This is a genomic window from Caballeronia pedi (assembly GCF_001544915.2).
In the GTDB taxonomy this organism is placed as follows: domain Bacteria; phylum Pseudomonadota; class Gammaproteobacteria; order Burkholderiales; family Burkholderiaceae; genus Caballeronia; species Caballeronia pedi.
Genome location: NZ_FCOE02000025.1, coordinates 55254 through 78223 on the forward strand (window position 1 = coordinate 55254; position 22970 = coordinate 78223).

A 22970-nucleotide genomic window follows, 5' to 3' on the forward strand; every position below is an offset into this window, starting at 1 on the left:
CTATATTCGAGGTCGTCTGATGCTTCAAAGGCGGAAGATTCGTTCGGCGTTGCCGTGACAGACGAGCGCGCGCGTGGCGTCATCGAGCGGCGCACGTTCGATGAATTCCGCCGCGATCTCAGTGGACTCATACGGATAATCGACGGAGAACATCACCGCCTGCGCGCCCATTTCGCCGATCGCGCCGATGAGCGCGGGCGCGGAACACACGCCAGACGTCGTGATCAGGATGTTCGTACCGATGTATTCAGAAGGCGCGCGTTCGAGACTCACGCCATGCGAATACACCGCGAAGCGGCTGTCGAAACGCCAGCGCAGAAACGGCAGGCCTTCGCCCATGTGGCCGAGAATGATCTTCAGATTCGGGAAGCGGTCGAACACGCCGCTGAACAACAGGCGCAATGCATGACTGCCGGTTTCCACGCCCCAGCCCCACGTCGCGCCCGTGAGTTCGGGATGACCGTCGAGCACGCGCGGATTCACCAATGCATCGGTCGGATGCAGATACAGAGGGACGTCGAGTTCCTGCATCGTCGCCCAGAAGGGGTCGTAGGCGCGATCGTCGTAGTAGACGCCGAGCGTATGACCGTTGACGAGCGCGCCCTTGAAGCCGAGTTCGCGAACGGTGCGCGTCAGTTCATCGGATGCCGCTTTTGCGCTATGCATCGGCAGGGTCGCAAAGCCGCCGAAGCGCGCGGGATGACGCGCGATCTGCTGCGCGAGAAAGTCGTTGCTTTCCTTCGCGCGGCTGATCGCGAGCGCTGCATCGGCTTCGCCCTGCACGCTCGGACCCGTCTGCGACAGAATCGTATAGTCGATGCCCGCGCGATCCATCTCCACGATGCGCTGTTCATCGAAATCAGTAAGACGCGCGGCGAGATCGCGCAGCACTTCGGGCGCGATGTGCTGCGTGAAACTCTTCGAATAACCCTGAAAGCCCGGCGTGCTGAAGTGCTCTTCCAGGGCGATCTTGCGAATCCGCTTTGTCATTTGAACTCCATTTGATCAGTAGACTGACGATATAGCCGAACGACGCGCCCCGATAGCGCGCCCTTCTCGCTCAATCGCCCTTGCCGAATAACCGTTTGACGCGCCCCCAGATGACGCTCCATACGAGGCTGCCCGCATTGAACTTTGCAGACGTTGCCGCTGTAGCCGCGTCGGGCGCAGCACTCCCGCCGAGTTGCGCGGTGATGCGCGCGCCGAAATCCGCGATCATGCGGCGCACGAAATCCTTCACGAGCCCCGAGCGTGAAAACTGCGCGAGCGGCCCTTGCAGCATGTATTCGAGCGTGACGGCCACGCGCGTTTCGTTGCCGCCCGCTTCGCTCGTCAATGCATACGTGACGTCGCCGTTGGCGCGCGACCGGCTGATGTTGTCCTGCCCCGCGCCGCGCATGACGGCGCAATGCGCGGCGTCGTCGCGTTCGAGGCGCGCCGCGCCCGCGAAGTTCGCGGACATCGGACCGAACTTGATCGCAATCCTGCCCTTCACGCTTTCGCCGTCGTGTTCGACCAGTTCCGCGCCGGGCAAGCATGAAGTGACCGAAGGCAGATCGCCCATGAAGGCCCATACCTTGTCGAGCGCGAAGGGAACGACGAAGCTGTCGTCGATCGCGGTCCAGCCCTTGCGAAGCGTTGCGGGTTGATCCGGCGATGCAACGCTTGCAGCCACAGGCGCTTGCGGCGCACTGGCCGGCGCGGCCGCGAAGGTCTGAAACGCGGGCGCCGATGTAGTTGCACCGCTGACTACTGCACGCGGCGCGGGCGCATCCGCGATCGGATTCGCTTTCAGATCGGCGAGCACCGACTTGATCGCCGCGACGATGCCCATATAGCCCGTACATCGGCACAGATTGCCGGACAGTTCGAGCCGGATGCGCGCTTCGTCGGCATCGGGAAAACGCCGCGCGATATCGCGCGCGGTGATCAGCATGCCGGGCGTGCAGTAGCCGCATTGCAGGCCGTGATGAATCGAGAAGGCATGACGCAGACGCTTCATGAGTTCGTCGTCGTCGAAGCCTTCGATGGTGCGAACCTTCTGCTGATCGCACGCGACCGCGAACGTGATGCACGAGCGCACCGGCTCGCCGTCGACCAGCACGGTGCACGCGCCGCATACGCCGTGCTCGCAGCCGAGGTGCGTGCCGGTCAGGTTGTGCGTATCGCGAAGAAAGTCGCCGAGATGCACGCGCGATTCGACATCGCTGCGCACGGAACGGTCGTTGATGGTGAGTTCGATGACGGACATTGCAGTCTCTTTAAACTGTATTCGCGCTCGACACGCCGAACGCCTGCGCAAGACAACGCTCGAGTGCCGCCGTATGAATCTGCCGGTCGATGCCGTCGGCGTTGGGCATCGCGCTTGCGACGGCCTGCGCGAGCACCTCTTCGGTAGCTGCTGCCGGCCCGTGCTGCGCGATGCGCCGCGCGAGTTCGTCGAGCGCGGTCGGCGGGCCGTCGAGCGCGCCGAGCACCACGCGGGCGAGTCCGGTGCGCGCATCGAAAGCGGCAGCCGCGCTCGCGTGCGGGAATTCGCCGGTCTTGCGGCAGAGTTTGTAGTAGCCCCAGCGCAGCGTCGGGCCAAGCTTCGGCAACAGCACCGCGGTGATGATCTCGCCGTCTTCCAGCAGCGTCGTGAATGCGCCCAGCATGAATTCGCCCGCACGCACTTGCCGTGTTGCGCCCGCCTTCGACAATTCCAGACGCGCATCCAGCGCAGACAGCGCAAGCGGCCAGTCGGCGGCGGGATCGGCATGCGCGAGACTGCCGCCGATCGTGCCGCGATTGCGGATCGCGCGATACGCAATGCCACTCGCCACATGCTGCATGAACGGATGACGCAGGAGCGCGTGCTTGCCGTCCTCGATTTCGGCGTGCGTCACCGCCGCGCCGACGCGCACGACGTCGCCCGCTTCGGACACCGCGCGAAGATCCGCGATGCGCGATACATCGACGATGCGGCCCGGCCGTGCGAGACGCAGATTCAGCATCGGGCCCATCGACTGGCTGCCCGATATCGGCTTTGCGTCCTTCAATTCCCTGAGCGCGTCGGCCAAGGACGCGGCTCTCACATACTCGAATGCAGCGGCTTTCATCCCGCCACCTCCTGCCTGAGTTCTTCCTCACTTGTCGCCTTGCCGACCTTCGCCGCTTCGATCGCCGCAAGCAGACGACGCGGCGTCAAGGGCGTTTCCGACACGCTCGCACCGAGCGGCGTGAGCGCATCGTTCACCGCGTTGAAGAGCGCGGCGGGCGGCGCGATCGCTCCGCCCTCGCCCACGCCTTTCGCGCCGAACTCCGTATAAGGCGAAGGCGTTTCCATGTGAATGATCGTGAGCGACGGCAACTCGGTCGGTCCCGGCAACATGTAGTCAGCGAGTGTCGACGTGAGTGGCTGCGCGTTGTCGTCGTAGAGCGTTTCTTCGTAGAACGCGGTGCCGATGCCTTGCGCCGTGCCGCCGATCGTCTGCCCTTCGACGACCATCGGATTGATCATGCGGCCGCAATCCTCGACGATCACGTAATCGAGGATTTCGACATCGCCGGTTTTCGTATCGACGGCCACCGCCGCCGCGTGCGTCGCGTAGCTGAACGCGCCGGTATCGACTTTCGGCTTGAAGCCTTGCGTCGCTTCCAGACCGGCGAGATTCACGCCGGCGGGCAAACGCTCGGGACGCAGATACCACGCCGATGCGATCTCCTGAATCGTCACGCGCCCGGTTGCGCCGATCACCTCGCCGTGCTCAAAACGCGCGGCGTCCTGTTCTTCACCGAGCAAATGCGCGCCGATGAGAAGTAGACGCGGCAAGAGTTCGCGACACGTCGTGGCGACCGCGCCGCCCGCCATCACGATGCTGCGCGATGCATACGTGCCCGTCGAATACGGCGTGAGCGCCGTATCGCCATGCACGACCTTGATCTTCTGCAGCGGCACGCCGAGCACTTCGTTGGCGATCTGCGCGAGCGTGGTTTCCATGCCTTGACCGTGCGAGTGAATGCCCGCGCGCACTTCGAGGCCGCCGTCCGCGGTGATACGCACGGTCGCGAGGTCGTAGCCCGGCACGACCGGCAAGCCCCACGACGCGAACACCGCCGTGCCGTGAGCGGATTGCTCGGTGAAGGTCGCGAAGCCGATGCCGACGAGACGTCCGTCCTGCTCGCCTGACTTCTGCCGCGCGCGCCACTTCGGCACATCGAGTTGAGCCACTGCACGGCGCAGGCTTTCCTGGAAGTCGCCGCTGTCGTAGTGCTTCTTCACGACATTGGTATAGGGCATGTCCGCGCCGCGCACGAGATTATCGTGACGCACTTCCCACGCTTCCCGGCCGACGGCGCGCGCGATCGCGTCCATCGTCAGTTCGATCGCGAAGCACACGCCCGTGCGCGCGACACCGCGATACGGCAGGAAGCCCGGCTTGTTGGTCGCGGCGCATTGCGTGCGGCATCGATAGCCCGAGAAATCGTAAGGCCCCGGCAGATTGCCGAGCGCCTGTCCCGTTTCCAGACCGATCGTGAACGGCCATGCCGAATACGCGCCGCCGTCGATCAGAAGCTGTGCATCGAGCGCGAGCAGCCGGCCCGTTTCATCGGCATATGCGGTGAGTTCGTAGTGATGCTGACGCGAGTTCGCACCGGCGATCAGATGTTCGCGGCGATCCTCGATGAACCGAAACGGCTTGCGATACTTGAGCGCGAGCCACGCAATGCACAACTCTTCCTGCTGAAGCACGCACTTGTAGCCGAACGCGCCGCCGACATCGGGCGAGATGACGCGCACCTGCCCATGCTCGATGCCGAGACACTGCGACAGCACCGTGCGGATCATATGCGGCACCTGCGTCGACGTGATGACGACGAGCTGCGAATGCGTATGATCCCAGTACGCGAGCACGGCCTTGCCTTCCATCGGCACCATGCATTGGCGTGCGAGATCGACCTTCTGCTTCACGACGACAGGCGCGTCCTTCGAACGCGCGTCGAAATCGACATCGGCCTTGAGGTCGAGAAAGAGATTGTCGGTCCAGTGATCGTGCACGCGCACATCGGTGCGTTCGCGTGCGTTGAATGCGTTTGCGAAGGCCGGCAGTTCGTCGAGATCGAGCTCGATTTCCTCGGCGATATCCTCGGCCTGCGCACGCGTCTTCGCGAAGCACATCGCGACCGGCTCGCCGACGAAGCGCACCTTGCCGGACGCGAGCGGCGGATGCGACGAAGGCTTGTAGCTGGGCAGGCTCGAATCCGCGACGATATCGGTCGCGCCCTGCATGTCGTCGCGCAGGATCACCTGCTCCGCATACTGTTCCGGCTTGCCGATACGCACGATGCGCGCATGGGCGACGGGGCTGCGCAGGAACGCGACTTCCTGCAAATCCGGAAACGTATAGTCGGCGACGAACTTGCCCTTGCCGTGCAGATGCCGCTCGTCTTCGCGGCGTCTGACGCGCGCGCCGACGCCCCCGCTTTCGGCCGGCGCTTCCATGTGTTCCGTGTGACTCATGCGCTCTCTCCCAACGATGTTCAGACGGGATAAGCGAGATCGTTCGCGATCATCGCCGTGTCATACACCGCCTGTCTTTCCTTCAGCAGAAGAACGTTACCATTGCGCGCGAAGCGATCAAAAAGCCTGCCCGCCTGATGCAGGGTCGTCGCGCCTTCGACGAGCGTCTGCAGCAGCATGTAGTTGCTCTGCGCGATGATCTCTTCATCGGTTGCGTTCAGAATGCGTACGTTCGAGACGAAATGCAGCATCTGGCGCGGCGCGAACATCTGTGTGCGCGAGATCGCCACTGCGCGGTCGCGCAGCATGTCGCGCCCTTCCGCATACACCAGCCCGACCGGAAAACCGTTCGCGGCGTTCTCATACTCGGTCACGCGGTAAAGACAGTTCTCGGTGAAAAACTCCGGCCAGCGCTCGATGTCGCCGCTATCCAGCGCCGCGCAATACTCCGCATGGAAATCCTCCACGGCGGCGCGCGCGATCAGCGCCTTGTCGTGCGCGATGTTCTGCTTCTCGAATCCTGGCAACATCTAGAACTCCATGACTTCACGATAGTGTTTGTACATGGCGCGAATGGCAGCCTCGGAGATCAGGTTGTCAGCCGTGCCGATCTTGTCGCCGTCCAGCTTGATGATGCTGCGATCGCTCACCGAGCGGCGCACGCCTTCCTGGACGAACTTCATCGCTTCGTTGTCTTCGAGGCCGAGAAAGCCCGATGGTCCCATCAGATTGCCCTGGCGCAGACGGTGGCGCAGCATCTCGTCGGTATCGTCTTCATAGCCGAACATGGTCCAGAGCATGATCATGCTGTTCGGGCCGTTCGGAACGATATGGCGCACGCCGAGCGTGTTCATCTCGCGCTGCACGATGAGGTTCGGCCAGATCGTCTGCATCGTGACGGACCATTCGGAATCGAACTCCTTGATGAACTCGAGAAAACGTTCATCGCGCAAGGTCATGCCGTCGTGGAAGGAGCGCATCTCCTTCTTCTTGTCTTCGTCGATGGTCGCGTAGAGCGAATCGCTTTTCGCCGAGGCCATCGTGCCGTGAATACCGTACTTGCTGTCCGCGACCATCGCCGAGCGATTGCCCGCGACGAGCAGACCGAACACGACGAGAAACGAATGCAGCAGCGTCGCGTGATACGGGTCCTTCAGATTCTCGTGATACATCTTCCAGTTGCACGGCAGCTCGTTCTTGTAGAAGCCGAGCACGCGTAGACGGCGGCCGTTGAACACGGCGTCGAAGTCCGTGAGAATTTCGGGCGTGAGATAGTCTTCGAGCGGCTCCATGTCATGCGCGAAGGATGCGAACACCACGCCGTTGCGCGTCGCAACCGCGAGTTTCTTCAGGCCGTGCGCGTCGGTGCGGAAGTCCTTCGGCATGCCGCCCAGCTTGTTCACGCCGCGCCGGAAAGGCACGCCCTGCAGATTGCCCTTCAGGTCATACGACCATTGGTGATACGGGCACACGAATTCCTTGTTGTTGCCGCGGCTGTGCCGGCAGAACTCTGCGCCGCGATGCGCGCAGCGATTCTCGAACACGTTGATCGAGCCATCTTCGGCGCGCGATACGACGACCGGCGTCGGTCCTACGTACGAGCGCTTGAAATCCCCGGCGTTCGGCACTTCCGCTTCGAGCGCGACGAAGTTCCAGGTGCGGCCATGAAAGATCCGCTCGACTTCGCGCGCGTAGACGGCCTCGCTCGTATAGACCCAGTCGGGAATGCACTGCAGCCCTTCTTCGGGCCACACGAGCCCTTCGATCGGCGGATTCTTGCTTTGAGGCGTATGCACGCCGATGATCGTTTCAGACGAGTACACCTTGATCTCCCGAGTGTGTTGAGCGAATCAGCCGTTCGAGCTGGCGCAGCTTGATCGTGGGGTCGGCGAGCATGCCGGCGTCGACGGGCAGCGCGTCTTCGACGAGCCGTCTGATCGCGCGCAGCTCGCCGCCCTGATTGATCGCGAGCGCATGGACGATGACACCGTCGCGTAGTCCCATCAGCAGCGTCTTGCCGTCCGCGCCCGCGCGTTCGATCCATCGATCGACGGCGCCGCCGGGCATGCCGAGCATCTGGAGGTTCCAGTCGTATTGATCGGTCCAGAACCACGGCGTCGGCGCGTATGTCACCGCGTCGCCCGCGATGTTGCGCGCCGCGACGATCGCCTGTTCCTGCGCGTTCTGCCACGATTCGAGGCGCGTCGCGCGATCGTTCGCGCCGTATGGGAAGTTCGCGCAATCGCCAGCCGCATAGACATCGGGCGCGGATGTGCGGCAATGACGATCGACGCTGATACCGTTGTTCGTTGCGATCCCCGCGACCTTCGCGAGTTCGTCGTTCGGTTCCTGGCCGATCGCGACCACGCACAAATCGAAGTGCTCGCCATTCACTTGCACGCCTGTTGCGTGCTCTCGCACTTGCAAGTGCTTCGCGTCGAACACGAAGCGCACGCCGTGCGTCTCATGCTTCGCGCGCAGGCGTTCCGAGAGCATCGGCGGCAAGGCGCGGCTCAACAGGCTCGCTGCGGATTCGAACACGCTGACATCGAGGCCGCGCGTGCGTGCGCTCGCCGCGAATTCCAGACCGAGAAAGCCACCGCCGATCACAGCCGCCGAGCGCGCGGTCGCAAGACGCGAACGCAGACGCATCGCGTCGTCGAGCGTGCGCAGATAGAACGTGTGCGGTCCCTCCGGCACGTCGGCCAGGCGGCGCGCTCGACCGCCCGTGGTCAGCAGGCAACGGTCGTAGCGCAGCTCGCCGCCGCGTTCGAGCGTCGCAGCATGCCGTTGCGTGTCGAGGCGCAGCACGCGATCGTCGAGCCACTCGATGCGAGCTTCGTCATAGAGTTCGGCCGTATGCACCCAGCCCTTGAAGCAATCGTCATCGTCAGGTGCGAGCAGCACGTCCTTCGACAGCGGCGGCCTTTCGTACGGTGCGTGACGCTCGTCGCCCGCGAGCACGATGCGCCCTTCGAATCCGTATGTGCGCAGTGCTTCGGCTGCTCGCGCGCCGGCCTGTCCCGCGCCGATGATCAATACCGTCTGCGTCATGATTTCGCGCGCCTCACAGATCGACGTAAATGTCGCCGCCTTCCACTTGCACGCCGTAGACGCGCAGCGCCTGCGTGACCGGCGCGCACTGCGCCGCGCCCGTGCGGATGTCGAAGCGCCCCTGATGCAGCGGACATTCGATGCAGCCGTCTTCCATATAACCATCGCTCAAAAGCGCGAACTGATGCGTGCAAACGTTATGCGTGGCATGCACTTCGCCATCGAGCAGATAGAGCGCGATCCGCTCCTCGCCGATCGTCACGCCGAGCGGCTCGTCTTCCACGAGATCGGCGAGTTTCGCCGCGAACCTGAGTGCCATCTGTCGCCCCTTCGAAATCTATCAGTATGCTGATGAACTTGATGAACGAATACTAGCAGGACTTTTCGGCGAGTCAACCCGAACAAAAATAATGGCTTACCCGTAGACGGACGGACGAACACGCGCGGCCATGCGATGATTCCAGCCTTTGTCACGATGTCCAGCGTCATGCCTTCCACCACCGTCACGCGCACGTCCCATCTGCCGCTCGCCAGCATTGGCTTCATCCTTGCTTCGATGCTGTGCTTCGCGATCGTCGATACGCTCGCGAAGGCCATCGCGATGCACTATCCGGCCAACGAACTCACGTTCTTCCGCATGCTGTTCGGTCTTGCGCCGGCCATCGCGGCGTGCTGTGTCGGCGAACGTTCGCTGATCGAGCGCGTGAAGCGCCTCGATATCAAGGGACAGACATGGCGCGCGCTGACGCTGCTCGGCGCGTCCGGATTCTTCTTCGCGGGTTTGCCCTATATTCCGCTGGGCGAGGCGGTGGCGATCGCGTATTCGGAGACGCTGATCGTCGTCGTGCTCGCGCCGTTCATCCTGAAGGAGCGGCTCAGTGCGCGTTCGGCCGTGGCGGCCATGATCGGCTTTGCGGGCGTGCTGCTGGTCGTTCGGCCGGGGGGCGGCGAATCGAACTGGCTCGGGCCGTTGCTGTTGTTGTCGAGTGCGTTATGTGGCGCGTTGTCGATCATCCAGATCAAACGTATTCGCGCCACGGACGATTCGCGCACCACGGTGTTGTTCTTTACCGCGGTGGGAACGCTCGTCACGGCGTGCACGCTCGCGTTCAGCTGGAAGACGCCGACACTCGATGCGCTCGCGCTGATGGCGCTGCTCGGCGCATTGGCGACCATCGGACAAATCCTGATGACGGTCGCCTTCCGACGCGCCGACGCCGGCACGCTCGCGCCCTTCAACTACACGAGCATCGTGTGGGCGGCGTTGTTTGCGTATATCGCGTGGGGTGAGACGATCGCGCCGCTCTCGCTTGCGGGCATTGCGTTGATCGTCGGCAGTGCGATCGCGGTTGCGTGGCAGCGCAAGATTCCTGAAGGACCGCTTGCTTGAACATCAATCCGCGAATCGCTCGTACGTGATGAGTCCGCCATATACGAGCCCCGCCGCGAGACTCGTGCAGCCGCTGTAGCTCACGAGGCCGAGCGCCCATCCTTCATTGCCGACGACAAAGCGCAGAGCCAGCACGAGACCGCACCACCCGGCGATACGAAAGCCACGCGAGCGTCCGGCGCGCAACTCGCGGCCGAACAGGGTCGTTTGATGGCGATCCATCGATAAGGCCAGGAAGGCGAAAGCGATCACGCAGAAAACGAGCGTCATACGCTTTCCTCTTCACGCCGAGGCGTCGCGGCTCGCGCAACGTCCTGCTTGCCCACCGGCTTCACGCGCGCACGCTGGCGCGTCACACGCAATGCCAGCGCCGCATGCAGCGCGGCGAACGCCCACATCATCAGATCGAAGCCCGCGAAAACCCAGTCGCCTTGCGCGATACTGCGCCACAACGGTCTTTCGGTGGTCATGGCATTCAGCACGGGCAGCAGCGCGAGCAAGGCCGTGGCGAGCCACAACAGTTCGATCCACGCGCGCCTCGCCGGACGCACGAAGGCATACAGCAGCGTCGCGCCCCATACCGCGAAAAACACGTTGATCTCCGCTTCGTCGCGCGCGGCGATGCCGGACGGCAGCAAGCGATTGCCCCACAGAAAGCCCGTCATCGCGACCGATAACCCCGCGATGCTCGCGATATTCAAACGCTCGACGAGCCTGAAGCCGAAGTGCGGCAGTGCGGGATCGGGCAGCTTCTGACGGCGCTTGACGGTCCACATGACGAGCCCCGTGCCGACCATCGCCGTGCCCGCGAGACTGACGATGAAATACAGCCAGCGCAATTGCAGATCGCTGAAGCGCCCGAGATGCAGCGCGTAAAGCACGCCGCGCGTCTCGGCCGCGCCGCCCACCCGATCCTTCACTTCGATGAGCTTGCCCGTCACGCCATCGAAGAGCATGTACTGCGGGCTCATCGACACGCGCGATGCCTCGCCCCGCGAAACGGCCACGCGCGCGGTGATATCGCCGGGATTCGTGATCGTCACGCGGCCGATCCTGTCGCGGCCCCAGCGCGCCTCGGCCTCTCTCACCATTGCGTCGACGGGGGCCAGCGGTGCGGTCTTTCCATCCGGTTTGCCTGGCTGGATGAACGCACTCAACTGCGATGTCATCGCGTGTCGTTCAACGGGCGTCCTGAACGCGGTCTGCGCGCCCCATGGCATGTACATCGCCATCAGAGTGACGAGGCCGGTGTAGGTGATCATCGCGTGAAACGGCAGGCCGAACACCGATAGCGCGTTATGCGCATCGAGCCATGAACGTTGTCCCTTGCCCCATCGGAACGTGAAGAAGTCGACGAAGATCTTCTTGTGCGTAATGACGCCGCTCACGATCGCGACGAGCATGAACATCGCGCAGAGGCCGGCGAGCCAGCGGCCCCATAACACCGGCATGTAATAAAACTGGAAATGGAAGCGATAAAAAAATTCGCCGCCGAGCGTTTTGCGCGCGCTCGTGCGCTGGCCTGTCACGGGATCGAAACTCGCCTGTTCGAATGTGCGCTTGCCCGTCGCCGCGCCCGGCGTGCGCCAGAACGAATCGATGACGCTCGTGCGCTCGCCCGGCAACTCGAAACTCCATTGCGAACTGCCTGCGGCGATCTTGCCGAGCGTCGCCGTGACGCGCTGCGCGACGAGCGCCGGATCGGCCATGTCGCGCTGATGCGGCTGCTCCGGCCGCATCCATTGCGAGGTTTCGTCCTTGAAGTAGCTGACGGTGCCTGTCAGGAACATCGCATAAAGAATCCAGCCGGCCAGCAATCCCGCCCACGTATGCAGGTCCGACATGCTCTGGCGAATGCCGCGTCCCTTGGGCTTCGGCTTGCGCTCGCGTGCGTGCTTCACGACAGAAGCCCTCCCGGCGCTACGCTCCATGCGGCGAGCACCAGCGGCACAGCGACGATCACGAGCCCTGCCCACGCGCGCCGCGCACTGCGAACCGCGAACACCCAGATCACCGCGCACGCGTAAATCACGAAGCTCGCGAGCATGCCGCTCAACACGGCTTGCGGCTTGCTCATCGGCAAGGCGAGCGCGGCGACGCTTCCGAGCGCGGCGAGCGCGTAGCCGCCGAAAATCGCGGCCACGATGCGCGAGACGAGTGGGCCGTGCCTGACGATCGCGCTCATTGAACGAGTGCGAATCGCTGCGTCATGTGTTTCCAAGGTGTTCGAATAGGAGAAGGTTCGGCCGGGCGTGCGTCCGCGATGCTGGCGCGCCGGAAGATCGGTCGATCTGGTGTAAATGATAATAATTATCAATAACACTCGTCGAGCTTGTCAAGCGGTGCTTAAAAGCGACGAAAGTTGCGCGAGCGCGCGAACAAGACGCGATGCGCCTTTCGACGCATCGGGAGAGAAAACTTTTTGAACAGCGTGACGGCGCTTATTCGTCGCCCGTCACCCACTTTTTCGTGGCGTGATAGCCGCGCTTGGATGTGTCGGCGATAGCATGCCCCGCCGATTTGGCGCCGTCGCCGATCGCGTGGGCGGCATCGCGCGCGGCGTGGCCGGTCTGACGGCCGGCCGATTTCACGTCTTCCTTGAATTGGTGCGCACCCGATTCGACGCTGGCATGCGCGAGCGGGCTAAGCACGATCAGGAAAACCGGAACGATGAGTGCGAGCTTTTTCATGCCTGTGATTTTCGCATATCGCGCGCGTCATGCCTCGCGCTTTACAGCGGCACGGCGCTTGCATCGTCGATGCATCGCCGCCTTCTTGCCTGGAGAAGACTATGCATATTGTCTGTCACATGATGTCGTCGGTCGATGGCCGCAGCCTGACCGATAACTGGAATCTGGCGTTCGCGTCGCCCACCTACGAGGACACCGCCGCGCGTTTCAAGGCCGATGCGTGGGTCTGCGGCCGCGTCACGATGCAGGAAATCTCGCACGCCAAGGACCGCGACTATCCGCGCGGGCTCGCGAAAGGGCCGATTGCGCGTGAAGACCACTTCGCCATACGCGATGCGAGCCAGTACGCAATTTCCATCGATCCGAAGGGCCGCGTCGCATGGAAGAGCAATACGGCGCTCGAATCGCATATCGTCGAAGTGCTGGCCGAGAGCGTGGAGGACGATTACCTCGCGTATCTTCAATCGATCGATGCATCCTACGTGTTCGGCGGCAAGGACGATATCGACCTCAAGCGCGTCGTCGATACGCTCGGGCGTGAGTTAAAAATCGGAACGCTGATCGTCGAAGGAGGCGGGCATGTATCGGGCGCCTTCGTGAGCGCGCAGCTTGCGGATGAAGTCAGCGTGCTGCTGATCCCGCTCGTCGATGGACGCGAAGCGCACACGTCATCGTTCGAAATCGCGATGGACGAATGGCGCAAGCCCGCGTATGTGAAGCTCGAATCGGTCGAAAAACTGGAACATGACGTCGTCTGGCTGCGTTATACGCGTAAGAACTGAACTCTCGGGATTTACCCGTGCAACGCGTGGCAAGCCGCTAAAAATGCGGCTTGCATTGTTATAATCCTCTCATCCGAAGACCAAAACCTAACACCCCTCGCGCGACGCGCCGCCATTCAACGCGCGCTTCGTCGCGCCGTCCCGATGGCCAAGACCGACCGCCTGCGCGCCCTTTCCGGCGCGCTCGAAAAACAGAACGTGATGCGCCTGCGCGACGCGGCCGCATTGCTCGGCGTATCGGAGATGACGGTGCGCCGCGATATCGCCGCGCATCCCGGCCAGTTCACCTATCTCGGCGGCTATATCGTCAGCGCCGCGGATGTGCCCAACGCCGGCTACACCATCGAGGAAGAAAAGGATCATTTCGCGCAAGCCAAGGCCGTTGCGTCGACGCATGCCGCGCGTCTGCTCGTGGACAGCGAAACCATCTTCATCGACTGCGGCACGACGCTCACGACGCTCGCGCGGCAGATTCCAACGGAGATGCACCTGACGGTCGTGTGCTATTCGCTCAATGTCGCGGAGATTTTGCGGCGCAAGCCGAACGTGCGGATGATCCTTCTGGGCGGCGTCTACGTGCCGTCGTCGGAATCGTTCGCCAGTGATGAGAGCGTCGAGACGTTGCGGCGCATGGGAATCAACAAGGCGTTCATGTCGGCGGGCGGCGTGGATGAAGCGCGCGGCGTGACGTGCTGGAACTTTCACGAAGTCGCCATCAAGCAGGCCGCGATGGCGAGCGCGGTGGAACGGCATCTCGTCGTCGATGCCAGCAAATTCGGCAAGGTCAAGGCGGTGCGGTTCTCCCAGCTTTCGGAGTTCGATTCGATCATCACCGAGCAAGGTCAGGCAGCGCGAAAACGCGCATGAATCGTTCCGTTTAAAAATGAAAAGGCTCGTTCAGGATTTGAACGAGCCTTTTTTGTTCCGTTTTTCGAAAAGCGCTTTTACTGCCTGCGCCCCAACGCAAACAACGTCCCCGCGACGAGAATGAACGCGCCGATGATCACCTTCTGCCAGGTGCTCGGCACGCCGATCAAAATCAGCACGCTATTGATGAGCGTCACCAACACCACGCCGAGCAAGGTGCCGATCACTGTTCCCGTGCCGCCCGTGATGCGCGCGCCGCCGAGAATCACCGCCGCGATCACGTCCAGTTCCGTGCCGACGAGATCGAACGGATTCGCAAGCCGGTTAGTCGACACATGCAGGATACCGGCGACGCCCGCCAGCAGACCCGTATAGCCGAACACGAACAGATGAATCGCGCGCAGGTTGTAGCCGAGACGTTCGGCGATCGCGAGCGAACCGCCCATCGCGTAGACGCCGCGGCCCATCATCGTGCGATTGAGCAGCCACCACGTCACGACCGCCGCGATCACGAGTGCGAGCACGGAGACCGGCAACACCGCGCGCAAGCCGTCCGGCGTGTGATAGAAGAACAGCGGCAAACGCCCGAACGTATCCATGCTGTGCGGAATGTTCATGAAGAACTGCGTGCCGACGAACGTCAGCAGCAAGCCGCGATACAGATACTGCGTGCCGATGGTCACGATCAGCGAAGGCGCCTTCAGTCGATGCACGAGCATCCCGTTGATCACGCCGAGCATCACGCCGCCGATCGCGCCCGCGAGCAGAATCAGCACGAACGGACATTCGGGCCACCACGCGAACACCGCTTTGGTGATCGAGTACATCGTCAGTGCGGCGATCGCCGTGAACGATACGTCGATGCCGCCCGACGCCAGCACGACGAGCGTGCCGAGCGCGAACAGCGAAACGGTGGTCGCCGAATGCAGCAGATCGAACAGCGTGGCGAACTGGAAGAAGCGCGGGTTGATGCCGCCCACGACCAGACACGTCACCACGATCAGCCCGACGGTGAACCACTCGGGATTGCGCATCAGTTGCGCGTACAGATTGCCCTTGCGCACGCGCGGCGCCACTTCGGCCGCGGATTGCGGCATCGGTTCGCGTCCCGTGCGGCGGATGGATTCGCTCATGCTCATGCTGCCTCTGAAAGTAGCGCGTGATAAAGATCGGCTTCGGTCAACTGGTCCGCGCGATATTCGTTCGCGACGCGGCCTTTCTTCATCATCAGAATACGGTCGCAGTTCTGCAGCAGTTCGGGTAGATCGTCGCTGATCAGGATGATGCCGATGCCCTCCTTCGACAGCCGCTGCATGATGCGGTAAATGATGTCCTTCGATCCCACGTCGACGCCGACCGTGGGCCCATGCAGGATCAGCACGCGCGGATCGATCGCGAGCCAGCGGCCGATCAGTACGCGTTGCTGATTGCCGCCCGAAAGCGATTGCACGGGCTTGTCGACATCCGGTGTCGCGATCTGCAAGTCCTTCACGGTGCGCTCGGCAAGCTCTTGCGCGCGCTTGCGGTCGATCTGGCCGAAGCGGTCGCGCAGGCTCGCGATCATCGCGGTGACGACGTTGTCGCGAATCGGCTTGTCGAGAAAAAGGCCTTCGTTCAGACGGTCTTCCGGCACATAGCCGATGCGTTGCGCCTTCGCATCCGCAGGCGATTGCAGCCGCACGCGCAAACCGTCGAGCGTGACCGTGCCCGCATCGGCGGGCGCGACGCCGGCAAGCGCACGCGCGAGTTCATTGCGGCCCGAATCGAGCAGACCGGTCACGCCGAGAATCTCGCCCTTGTGCAGCTTGAACGATACATCGGCGAACTGGCCTTTACGGCCGACGCCCTGCACGTCGAGCACGACTTGCGACGCACCCGCTTCGCCCTCCGCCCGATAGCGCTCCGTCGAAAGATGCTTGCCCGTCATCAGCTCGCTGATCTGCGCCTTCGTGTAGTTTTCGATCGGGCCTTGCGCCATCTTCTGGCCGTCGCGCAGCACGATCACTTCGCCGCCGATCGCATAGCACTCGTCGAGCTTGTGACTCACGAACAGCACAGCCACACCGTCCGCGCGCAGACGCGCGAGCACGGCGATGAGGTTATCGACTTCCTTCTGCGTGAGCGAGGTCGTCGGCTCGTCCATGATGACGAACTTCGCCTCGCTGGCAATCGCGCGCGCGATCGCTACAAGCTGACGCGTCGCAAGCGGCAGTTGTTCGATGAGCGTCTTCTGGAACTCCGCGTCGCCGGGCAGGCCCACGGCTTCGAGCGCGCGCGCGGCCGTTTGCGCAAGCGCGCGGCGATCGAACGTGCGCGCAAGCTTGCCCGCATGTTCGGCAAGCTCGGACGTCAGCGCGACATTCTCCGCGACGCTCATGTTCGGCAGCAGCGACAAATCCTGATAAACCGTTTCTATGCCCGCCGAAAGCGATTCGAGCGGCGACAGCTTTTTGTGGCGCGCGCCCTCGATCACGAGTTCGCCTTCATCGGGCGGCTGCGCGCCCGAGATGATCTTGATGAGCGTGCTCTTGCCGCAGCCGTTCTCGCCGAGCAGGTGATAGATCTGCCCGCGTTCGAACGCGAGGCTCACGCCGCGCAGCGCATAGACGCCGGTGAAGCGCTTGTGAATATCGACGACTTCGAGAAGCGGTGTCGTTGTGGTCATGTCTGTCCAGGGCGCGCGGCGCGCCTTCGAAAAAGCGCGCCGCGCGCGTCACATCAGAAGTTGTATTGCTTGTAGTTCGTCTTGTCGACGTCGACCCAGCCGGTGCCGCGCACGATCACGCCCTTGCCCGGACCCTTCGTCACGGTGACCTTGTTGTAGCCCACGATGCCGAGATCCGCGCCGTTCTGCACTTCCTTGCCCTCGACGAGCATCTGCGCGACCTTGTTCATCGCGAGACCAGCGAGTTTCGGGTCCCAGAAGGCGATGCCATTGACCGCGCCGCTTTCGAGGAACTTGCCCGCTTCCGTCGGCAGACCGGTGCCATACACGCAGATCTTGCCGACCTTGCCCGCTTCCTCGACCGCGCGGCCGATGCCGATCACATCCAGCGACGACGAACCCTGGAAGCCCGTCAGGTCCGGATGCTTGCGCAGCACTTCCTTCGCGACTTGATACGCGCGCTCGCCATCGTTATTGGTTTCGAGCTTAGGCTCGACGAGATCCATCTTCGGATACTTGGCCTTCGCGTTGCCGATGCCGCCATCGGCCCATTGCACCTGCGAGCGCGAGCCGAGCGAGCCGACCAGCACCGCCCATTTGCCCTGTTGGCCCATGCACTTCGAGAGGCGCTCGTTGAGGCCCGCGCCGTACGCGGTGTTGTCGAAGGCTTCGATGTCGACCATCGTGTTCTTGGCGTTGTCCGCTTCATGCGTGACGACCTTGATGCCGCGATCCATTGCTTTCTTGAGCGCGGGTTCGAGCGTCGGCGGATCGTAGGGCACGACGGCGATCGCCGTGACCTTCTTCGCAATCAGATCCTCGATGATCTTCAGTTGCTGCGCGGCGTCGGCGCGGCCCGGACCCGTCTGATACGCGTTGACGTTCGGGTTCTCCTTGCCGAATTCCTTCACGCCTTCGTCCATGCGATTGAACCAGTTGATGCCGGTCACTTTCACGACCGTCACGATGGTTTCGTTGGTCGCGGCCTGCGCGGCTGCGATCGCGCCTGCGGCGAGTGCGATCGCCGTCAGTGCGGTACCGAGTTTGCTGAGCTTCATTGCGTTGTCTCCTTTTATGGTCCGATTGGTCTCTTTAACGAATCACACTAACGTCCAGTCGATGCGGGCGGCGGTGGCACGTTGCGTTTGGGCGCGGCTCCACCGATGCCGAATATCGCGCGCACGCGCTCACCGCCCGCGAAGGCGAGCGATGCGAGCAGCAGAAAACCCCACGCGCAATCGCCGAAGAACTGCGATACACCGAGCAGATTGAACAGGCTCGACAGGAACTGCAGCACCGTCGCGGCGAGAAACACGCAGACGATGCGCCCATATCCGCCCGCCGGATTCACGCCGCCCATCACCGCGATCAGGATCGCGATCAGCAGATACGAGTTGCCGTAGTCCCACTTCGCGCTCGACGTATGCGTCGCGCTGATGAGACCCGCGAGCGACGCGAGCACGCCGCACATGCCGTAGGTAAGGATCAGCATGCGCGCGCGCGGAATGCCCGCATAGAACGCGGCTTTCGGGTTCGTGCCCATCAGATAGAGACGCAGGCCGAACGGCGTGCGCTTCAGCACCCAGCCGAGCAGCAGCACGGCGGCGATGAAGATCCAGAGCGAAATGGGCACTTGCAGGAAGGTGCCGTTGCCGATGTTGGAAAGCGGATCGACATATTCCACGCGCACCGATGCGCCGTTGCTCAGCACCACCGCGATGCCCGTGAAGAGCAGTTGCGTGCCGAGCGTGCAGAGAATCGGCGTGAGCCTGAGCTTCGCGATCACGACGCCGTTCAGCAAGCCGCCGATCGCGCCCACCAATACGACGAAGCATACGAACACCGCCGTATAGAGCGCGGGCGAATCGTCGGCGGAGACCATGTGCGGCAGCAGCATCGCCGCGACCATGCCGGAGAGATTCGCCAGTCCGACGCCCGACAGATCGATGCCGCCATTGCCCGACACCATCGACAGCATGATGCCGAGCGCGAGCAGGCCGAGCTCGGGCAACTGGCCGCCCATCGACTGGAGGTTGTCGATATCGAGGAACTGGCCGTGCGACAGCCACGTCGCGACGATCACGACGAGCACGTTCACGCCGATCAGGAAATTGAACTGGCGATCAGCAAGCCACTTCGATCCTTTCATTGCGTGACGCTCCTTTCCGCGAGCACGGCGTTGATTTCGGCGAGACGCGGCATCGACGGCGCGGTGCCCGGGCGCGTCACCGAAAGGCTCGCGAGCGCGCAACCGAAGCGCACCGCATCGAGCGGGCTTTCGCCGCGTGCGAGCGCGGCTGCGAAGCCGCCCGTGAAGCCATCGCCCGCGCCGGCGGTCTCGACGACGCGGCCGCAATCGAACGCAGGCACGAGCGTCGATTCATGCGCGTTATGCAGGAGCGCGCCCGCTTCGCCCAACGTGACGATCACGGCGCGTGCGCCCTTCTTCAGCAGCACGTCGGCGGCGCGGCGCGCATCGTCGATGTTGGCGATCGCCACGCCGGTCAGCGCCGTCGCTTCCGTTTCGTTCGGCGTGATGTAGTCGCACAGCGGATAGATATCGTCGGTGAGCGGCAGCGCGGGCGCGGGGTTGAAGACGGTCGTCACGCCGTGCTTGCGCGCGAGTTCCAGACCGCGACGCGCGGCCGGAATCGGCTGTTCCAGTTGCGTGACGAAGACGCCCGCGCGCGCGATGTCGTGCTCGATCGCATCGACGTCTTCAGGCGCGAGCGTGCCCGCCGCGCCCGCCGCGACGATGATCGCGTTGCCGCCCGTGTTCTCATCGACGTAGATATGCGCGGCGCCCGTCGCGACATCGTTCATCACGGTCGCGCGCGAGGTGATGCCTTCGGCGGCCCAGGTCGCCTGCGCGATCTCGCCGAACGCGTCCGCGCCGATGCGCGTGCAGAAGATCACGTCCGCGCCCGCGCGCGCGGCGGCCACGGCCTGATTCGAGCCCTTGCCGCCCGGTCCCATCTTGAAGGCCGAACCCGCGACCGTTTCGCCAAGCAGCGGCATACGCTGCGCGCGAAACGCAAGGTCCGTCACGTAGATGCCGAGAATGACGACGCTCTTCATCGCGTGCCTCCGTGTGCAATCTCGGGAGCGTCCGGTGCGAGCATCACGCCCTTCTTGAAGATGAAGCAGCCGTAACCGCGCGCTTCGCCCGTGGCGATCACGCAATAGGCCTTTTTCGCGCGCTCGTAGAACGCAAAGCGCTCGACCGGCGCAAACGGCAGTCCGCGGCCTTCGGCATCGTCCACTTCGCGCTGCGCTTCGCGCTGCACGGCGGGCAAGGCAGTTGCATCGCCAACTATTTCCATGCGGCCCGCGGGATCGTCGACGAACGTATCGAGCGGCAGCACCGACAGCACCGCGCGCACCGCACGCGGCGCGCTCACGCCGTCGATGCGAAGCACTTTGCCCAGCACCGTCTGCCGCGCGATGGAATCGGCGGGGAAATGAGCGTCGCAGATCACCACTTCGTCGCCGTGCCCCATCGCGGCTAGCGCGTACAGGATATCGGCGTTCAAGAGCGGATCGATGTTCTTCAGCACAGCGTCTCCTCCATGCGTGAGCGTGTCCCGTTTCGGAATCTACGCTCGATCAAATCGGTCATCAGTCGCCGTACGGCACCCAGATGTTCTTCACCTGCACCGCCTGGCGAAGGAACGGCAGCCCTTCGCTCGCGGCATCGTGCCAGTCGAACACGCGGCCTTGATCGACGAACGTGCGCTTCAGGTTGCCGACCGACTCACGCTCCGTCATCGCCGATAGCGACGCGCCGTGGAAGCACCAGAGCGCATCGACGTCGTCGTGTTGCGCGAGCGTCTGAGCCAGCGCTCGCGCATCGCCGGTGACGATGTTCAGCGCGCCACCCGGCACGTCCGATGTCTCGACAACCTGATAGAAGTCCGTCGCCATCAGCGGACATGTCTCGCTCGGCACCGCGACCACGCGATTGCCCAGCGCGAGCGCGGGCGCAACCAGCGACACGAAGCCGAGCAGCGGCGCTTCGTCCGGACACACGATGCCGATCACGCCGAGCGGCTCGTGCATCGCCAGCGCGACGCCATGCAGCGGCGGCGCATGCACGGCGCCGTCGTACTTGTCGGCCCATGCGGCATACGTGAAGAAACGCGCGATCGATGCATCGACTTCACGCTTCGCATCGCGTTCGCTCGAACCGGCGCGCGTGACGAGTTGCCTGGCGAATTCATCGGCGCGCGCGCTCAGGTTTTCCGCGAGGTAGTACAGCACTTGCGCGCGGTTATGCGCGCTCGCCGACGACCACTTCGTCATGCCGCGCGCGGCGGCCACCGCGTTGCGAATGTCCTTGCGATTGCCCTCGCCCACTTCACCGACGATCTCGCCCGCGGGCGAATGGACGAGCCGCGAATAACCGCTGTCGGGCCGCGCCTGCTTGCCGCCGATGTAGAGCTTCGCCGTGCGATCGAGCGCGCTGACCTTGCCCGCATCGACGAGCGAATCGGGTTGCGCCTGCAACGGCTTCGTTTCGCCGCGAACCGGGAGCTTGGCCCATGCGCGCGGCTTCAGATATTCGTAGATGCCCTCGCGTCCGCCTTCGCGACCGAAGCCCGACTCGCGATAGCCGCCGAAGCCGACGGCCGCATCGAAGAGATTGGTCGCGTTGATCCATACGACGCCGCATTGCAGACGCGGCGCGACATCGAGCGCGCGGCTGATGTTCTCGCTCCACACGCTCGCGGCGAGCCCGTAGCGCGTGTTGTTCGCTAACGCGACGGCTTCTTCCGGCGTGCGGAAGCTCATCGTCACGAGCACTGGCCCGAAGATTTCCTCTTGCGCGAGCGTCGATGCGGGCGCAACGTTGGTGACGAGCGTCGGCGGGAAGAACGCGCCGCCTTCGGGCAACGCGGCGCGCGGCGACTGATAGATTTCACAGCCTTCGCTTTCGCCCCGCTCGACGAGCGCGCGAATGCGTTCGAGCTGCACTTCATCGACGACCGCGCTCATGTCGATGCCTTTATCGAGCGAGGTCCCGACGCGCAACGTGTCCATGCGGCGCTTCAGCTTCTCGACGAAGCGCGCTTCGATACCTTCCTGCACCAAGAGACGCGAACCCGCGCAGCACACTTGTCCCTGATTGAACCAGATCGCATCGACGACGCCTTCCACGGCGCTGTCGAGATCGGCATCGTCGAACACGATGAACGGCGACTTGCCGCCGAGTTCGAGCGTGAGCGACTTGCCCGAGCCTGCCGTGCTTGCGCGAATCTGGCGGCCCACTTCGGTCGATCCGGTGAACGCGATTTTTGCGACGCGCTTGTGCTCGACGAGCGCCGCGCCCGTGCTGCCATCGCCGGTGACGACATTGAGCACGCCCTTGGGCAGGCCCGCGCGATGCGCCAGTTCCGCGAACAGCAGCGCGGTCAGCGGCGTGAACTCGGCGGGCTTCAACACGACTGTATTGCCGAGCGCGAGCGCCGGCGCGATCTTCCAGGCGAGCATCAGCAGCGGAAAATTCCACGGCACGATCTGGCCGATCACGCCGAGCGGCGCCCAGTCGGCAAACTCCTTGTCCTGCAATTGCGCCCAGCCCGCATGATGCAGAAAGTGCCTTGCCACAAGGGGTATATCGATATCGCGCGACTCGCGAATCGGCTTGCCGTTGTCGAGCGATTCGAGCACGGCGAACAGACGGCCATGCCGTTGAACCATGCGCGAGAGGGCGTACAGATGCCGTGCGCGCCCCGCACCGCCGATGGCTTGCCAGCTTTCGAGCGCATCGTGCGCGGCTTGCACGGCGGCGTCGACATCGGCTTGAGTGCCTTGCGCAATCGACGCCAGCACGCGGCCCGTGGCGGGTTCGCGCGAATCGAATCGGGCGGCGTCGTCGCTGTCGCGCCATGCGCCGTTGATGAAGTGACCGAAGCGCCCGTCATGCTGATCGAGCCATGCGCGCGCGGCGCGATCGTCTTCCGGTGCGGGTCCGTATTCCATCGAGGAGAAGTATTCGGCAACGCTCATGAGGCTATCTATT

22 protein-coding genes are annotated in these 22970 nt (G+C 63.5%); 3 read left to right on the forward strand and 19 right to left on the reverse strand.

What is annotated here, in order from left to right; all coding sequences use genetic code 11:
• Nucleotides 1-24 precede the first annotated feature (24 nt).
• The 8 genes from AWB80_RS28690 to AWB80_RS28725 form a co-directional block, all read right to left on the reverse strand.
• Entirely contained in the window at nucleotides 25-990 is a 966-nt protein-coding gene (locus AWB80_RS28690) for an amidohydrolase family protein (RefSeq protein WP_061178063.1), read from the reverse strand.
• A 70-nt stretch (nucleotides 991-1060) separates the two neighbouring features.
• Entirely contained in the window at nucleotides 1061-2251 is a 1191-nt protein-coding gene (locus tag AWB80_RS28695; RefSeq protein WP_061178064.1) for a xanthine dehydrogenase family Fe-S subunit, read from the reverse strand.
• A 10-nt stretch (nucleotides 2252-2261) separates the two neighbouring features.
• Nucleotides 2262-3098: an FAD binding domain-containing protein gene (locus AWB80_RS28700; RefSeq protein ID WP_061178065.1), complete on the reverse strand. Its 837-nt coding sequence runs from the start codon at nucleotides 3096-3098 to the stop codon at nucleotides 2262-2264.
• The gene (locus tag AWB80_RS28705; protein ID WP_061178066.1) at nucleotides 3095-5500 is read right to left on the reverse strand and encodes a xanthine dehydrogenase family protein molybdopterin-binding subunit; all 2406 of its coding nucleotides are present in this window, start codon (nucleotides 5498-5500) and stop codon (nucleotides 3095-3097) included. Before AWB80_RS28705 ends, AWB80_RS28700 begins: the two co-directional genes overlap by 4 nt.
• Nucleotides 5501-5520: 20 nt before the next feature.
• Nucleotides 5521-6030 (reverse strand): aromatic-ring-hydroxylating dioxygenase subunit beta, encoded by a 510-nt coding sequence (locus AWB80_RS28710; protein WP_061178067.1) that lies wholly within the window; start codon nucleotides 6028-6030, stop codon nucleotides 5521-5523.
• Complete coding sequence (locus AWB80_RS28715) at nucleotides 6031-7323, reverse strand: aromatic ring-hydroxylating dioxygenase subunit alpha (protein ID WP_061178068.1); 1293 nt, start codon at nucleotides 7321-7323, stop codon at nucleotides 6031-6033.
• Nucleotides 7310-8554 (reverse strand): NAD(P)/FAD-dependent oxidoreductase, encoded by a 1245-nt coding sequence (locus AWB80_RS28720; RefSeq protein ID WP_061178069.1) that lies wholly within the window; start codon nucleotides 8552-8554, stop codon nucleotides 7310-7312. Before AWB80_RS28720 ends, AWB80_RS28715 begins: the two co-directional genes overlap by 14 nt.
• A gap of 13 nt (nucleotides 8555-8567) precedes the next feature.
• On the reverse strand, nucleotides 8568-8873 hold the full coding sequence (locus AWB80_RS28725; RefSeq protein ID WP_061178070.1) for a non-heme iron oxygenase ferredoxin subunit: 306 nt from the start codon (nucleotides 8871-8873) through the stop codon (nucleotides 8568-8570).
• Nucleotides 8874-9041: 168 nt separating this feature from the next.
• On the opposite strand from AWB80_RS28725, the gene AWB80_RS28730 reads away from it, so the two are divergent.
• Nucleotides 9042-9944, forward strand: coding sequence for a DMT family transporter (locus AWB80_RS28730; protein WP_061178124.1), 903 nt, complete (start codon nucleotides 9042-9044; stop codon nucleotides 9942-9944).
• A gap of 3 nt (nucleotides 9945-9947) precedes the next feature.
• Here AWB80_RS28730 and AWB80_RS28735 read toward each other — a convergent pair whose 3' ends face one another.
• The 4 genes from AWB80_RS28735 to AWB80_RS28750 form a co-directional block, all read right to left on the reverse strand.
• A complete protein-coding gene (locus AWB80_RS28735) occupies nucleotides 9948-10214 on the reverse strand; it encodes a DUF3325 domain-containing protein (RefSeq protein WP_061178071.1) in 267 nt (88 codons plus the stop codon).
• Nucleotides 10211-11788, reverse strand: a complete 1578-nt coding sequence (locus AWB80_RS28740) for a PepSY-associated TM helix domain-containing protein (protein ID WP_244206774.1) — start codon at nucleotides 11786-11788, stop codon at nucleotides 10211-10213. Before AWB80_RS28740 ends, AWB80_RS28735 begins: the two co-directional genes overlap by 4 nt.
• Nucleotides 11789-11841: 53 nt before the next feature.
• Nucleotides 11842-12129, reverse strand: a complete 288-nt coding sequence (locus AWB80_RS28745) for a DUF3649 domain-containing protein (protein WP_061178073.1) — start codon at nucleotides 12127-12129, stop codon at nucleotides 11842-11844.
• A gap of 256 nt (nucleotides 12130-12385) precedes the next feature.
• Complete coding sequence (locus tag AWB80_RS28750; RefSeq protein ID WP_061178074.1) at nucleotides 12386-12634, reverse strand: hypothetical protein; 249 nt, start codon at nucleotides 12632-12634, stop codon at nucleotides 12386-12388.
• Nucleotides 12635-12735: 101 nt separating this feature from the next.
• Here AWB80_RS28750 and AWB80_RS28755 point away from each other — a divergent pair, with 101 nt between their 5' ends.
• Complete coding sequence (locus AWB80_RS28755; protein ID WP_061178075.1) at nucleotides 12736-13416, forward strand: dihydrofolate reductase family protein; 681 nt, start codon at nucleotides 12736-12738, stop codon at nucleotides 13414-13416.
• Nucleotides 13417-13560: 144 nt separating this feature from the next.
• Nucleotides 13561-14283 (forward strand): DeoR/GlpR family DNA-binding transcription regulator, encoded by a 723-nt coding sequence (locus AWB80_RS28760; protein WP_061178076.1) that lies wholly within the window; start codon nucleotides 13561-13563, stop codon nucleotides 14281-14283.
• Between the two features lie 77 nt (nucleotides 14284-14360).
• Here the strand turns inward: AWB80_RS28760 and AWB80_RS28765 are convergent, their stop codons facing one another.
• The 7 genes from AWB80_RS28765 to AWB80_RS28795 form a co-directional block, all read right to left on the reverse strand.
• Nucleotides 14361-15422 carry an ABC transporter permease gene (locus AWB80_RS28765; protein WP_061178077.1) on the reverse strand — a complete coding sequence of 354 codons (1062 nt, stop codon included), beginning with the start codon at nucleotides 15420-15422 and terminating at the stop codon, nucleotides 14361-14363.
• Nucleotides 15419-16948 carry a sugar ABC transporter ATP-binding protein gene (locus AWB80_RS28770; RefSeq protein WP_061178078.1) on the reverse strand — a complete coding sequence of 510 codons (1530 nt, stop codon included), beginning with the start codon at nucleotides 16946-16948 and terminating at the stop codon, nucleotides 15419-15421. Before AWB80_RS28770 ends, AWB80_RS28765 begins: the two co-directional genes overlap by 4 nt.
• 53 nt (nucleotides 16949-17001) lie before the next feature.
• A complete protein-coding gene (locus tag AWB80_RS28775) occupies nucleotides 17002-18006 on the reverse strand; it encodes a substrate-binding domain-containing protein (protein ID WP_061178079.1) in 1005 nt (334 codons plus the stop codon).
• 47 nt (nucleotides 18007-18053) lie between these two features.
• Nucleotides 18054-19097, reverse strand: a complete 1044-nt coding sequence (locus AWB80_RS28780) for an ABC transporter permease (protein ID WP_061178080.1) — start codon at nucleotides 19095-19097, stop codon at nucleotides 18054-18056.
• A complete protein-coding gene (gene rbsK, locus AWB80_RS28785; protein ID WP_061178081.1) occupies nucleotides 19094-20026 on the reverse strand; it encodes a ribokinase in 933 nt (310 codons plus the stop codon). The genes AWB80_RS28780 and rbsK overlap by 4 nt, the downstream gene beginning before the upstream one ends.
• The gene (locus AWB80_RS28790) at nucleotides 20023-20505 is read right to left on the reverse strand and encodes an RbsD/FucU family protein (RefSeq protein WP_061178082.1); all 483 of its coding nucleotides are present in this window, start codon (nucleotides 20503-20505) and stop codon (nucleotides 20023-20025) included. Before AWB80_RS28790 ends, rbsK begins: the two co-directional genes overlap by 4 nt.
• Nucleotides 20506-20566: 61 nt before the next feature.
• On the reverse strand, nucleotides 20567-22957 hold the full coding sequence (locus AWB80_RS28795; protein ID WP_061178083.1) for an aldehyde dehydrogenase family protein: 2391 nt from the start codon (nucleotides 22955-22957) through the stop codon (nucleotides 20567-20569).
• Nucleotides 22958-22970 lie beyond the last annotated feature (13 nt).

Bases quoted from the DNA above. Each gene is read 5' to 3' on its own strand.
- AWB80_RS28690 (WP_061178063.1), bottom strand. From the start codon at position 990: ATGACAAAGCGGATTCGCAAGATCGCCCTGGAAGAGCACTTCAGCACG.
- AWB80_RS28695 (WP_061178064.1), bottom strand. From the start codon at position 2,251: ATGTCCGTCATCGAACTCACCATCAACGACCGTTCCGTGCGCAGCGAT.
- AWB80_RS28700 (WP_061178065.1), bottom strand. From the start codon at position 3,098: ATGAAAGCCGCTGCATTCGAGTATGTGAGAGCCGCGTCCTTGGCCGAC.
- AWB80_RS28705 (WP_061178066.1), bottom strand. From the start codon at position 5,500: ATGAGTCACACGGAACACATGGAAGCGCCGGCCGAAAGCGGGGGCGTC.
- AWB80_RS28710 (WP_061178067.1), bottom strand. From the start codon at position 6,030: ATGTTGCCAGGATTCGAGAAGCAGAACATCGCGCACGACAAGGCGCTG.
- AWB80_RS28720 (WP_061178069.1), bottom strand. From the start codon at position 8,554: ATGACGCAGACGGTATTGATCATCGGCGCGGGACAGGCCGGCGCGCGA.
- AWB80_RS28725 (WP_061178070.1), bottom strand. From the start codon at position 8,873: ATGGCACTCAGGTTCGCGGCGAAACTCGCCGATCTCGTGGAAGACGAG.
- AWB80_RS28730 (WP_061178124.1), top strand. From the start codon at position 9,042: ATGCCTTCCACCACCGTCACGCGCACGTCCCATCTGCCGCTCGCCAGC.
- AWB80_RS28735 (WP_061178071.1), bottom strand. From the start codon at position 10,214: ATGACGCTCGTTTTCTGCGTGATCGCTTTCGCCTTCCTGGCCTTATCG.
- AWB80_RS28740 (WP_244206774.1), bottom strand. From the start codon at position 11,788: ATGTCGGACCTGCATACGTGGGCGGGATTGCTGGCCGGCTGGATTCTT.
- AWB80_RS28745 (WP_061178073.1), bottom strand. From the start codon at position 12,129: ATGAGCGCGATCGTCAGGCACGGCCCACTCGTCTCGCGCATCGTGGCC.
- AWB80_RS28750 (WP_061178074.1), bottom strand. From the start codon at position 12,634: ATGAAAAAGCTCGCACTCATCGTTCCGGTTTTCCTGATCGTGCTTAGC.
- AWB80_RS28755 (WP_061178075.1), top strand. From the start codon at position 12,736: ATGCATATTGTCTGTCACATGATGTCGTCGGTCGATGGCCGCAGCCTG.
- AWB80_RS28760 (WP_061178076.1), top strand. From the start codon at position 13,561: ATGGCCAAGACCGACCGCCTGCGCGCCCTTTCCGGCGCGCTCGAAAAA.
- AWB80_RS28765 (WP_061178077.1), bottom strand. From the start codon at position 15,422: ATGAGCATGAGCGAATCCATCCGCCGCACGGGACGCGAACCGATGCCG.
- AWB80_RS28770 (WP_061178078.1), bottom strand. From the start codon at position 16,948: ATGACCACAACGACACCGCTTCTCGAAGTCGTCGATATTCACAAGCGC.
- AWB80_RS28775 (WP_061178079.1), bottom strand. From the start codon at position 18,006: ATGAAGCTCAGCAAACTCGGTACCGCACTGACGGCGATCGCACTCGCC.
- AWB80_RS28780 (WP_061178080.1), bottom strand. From the start codon at position 19,097: ATGAAAGGATCGAAGTGGCTTGCTGATCGCCAGTTCAATTTCCTGATC.
- rbsK (WP_061178081.1), bottom strand. From the start codon at position 20,026: ATGAAGAGCGTCGTCATTCTCGGCATCTACGTGACGGACCTTGCGTTT.
- AWB80_RS28795 (WP_061178083.1), bottom strand. From the start codon at position 22,957: ATGAGCGTTGCCGAATACTTCTCCTCGATGGAATACGGACCCGCACCG.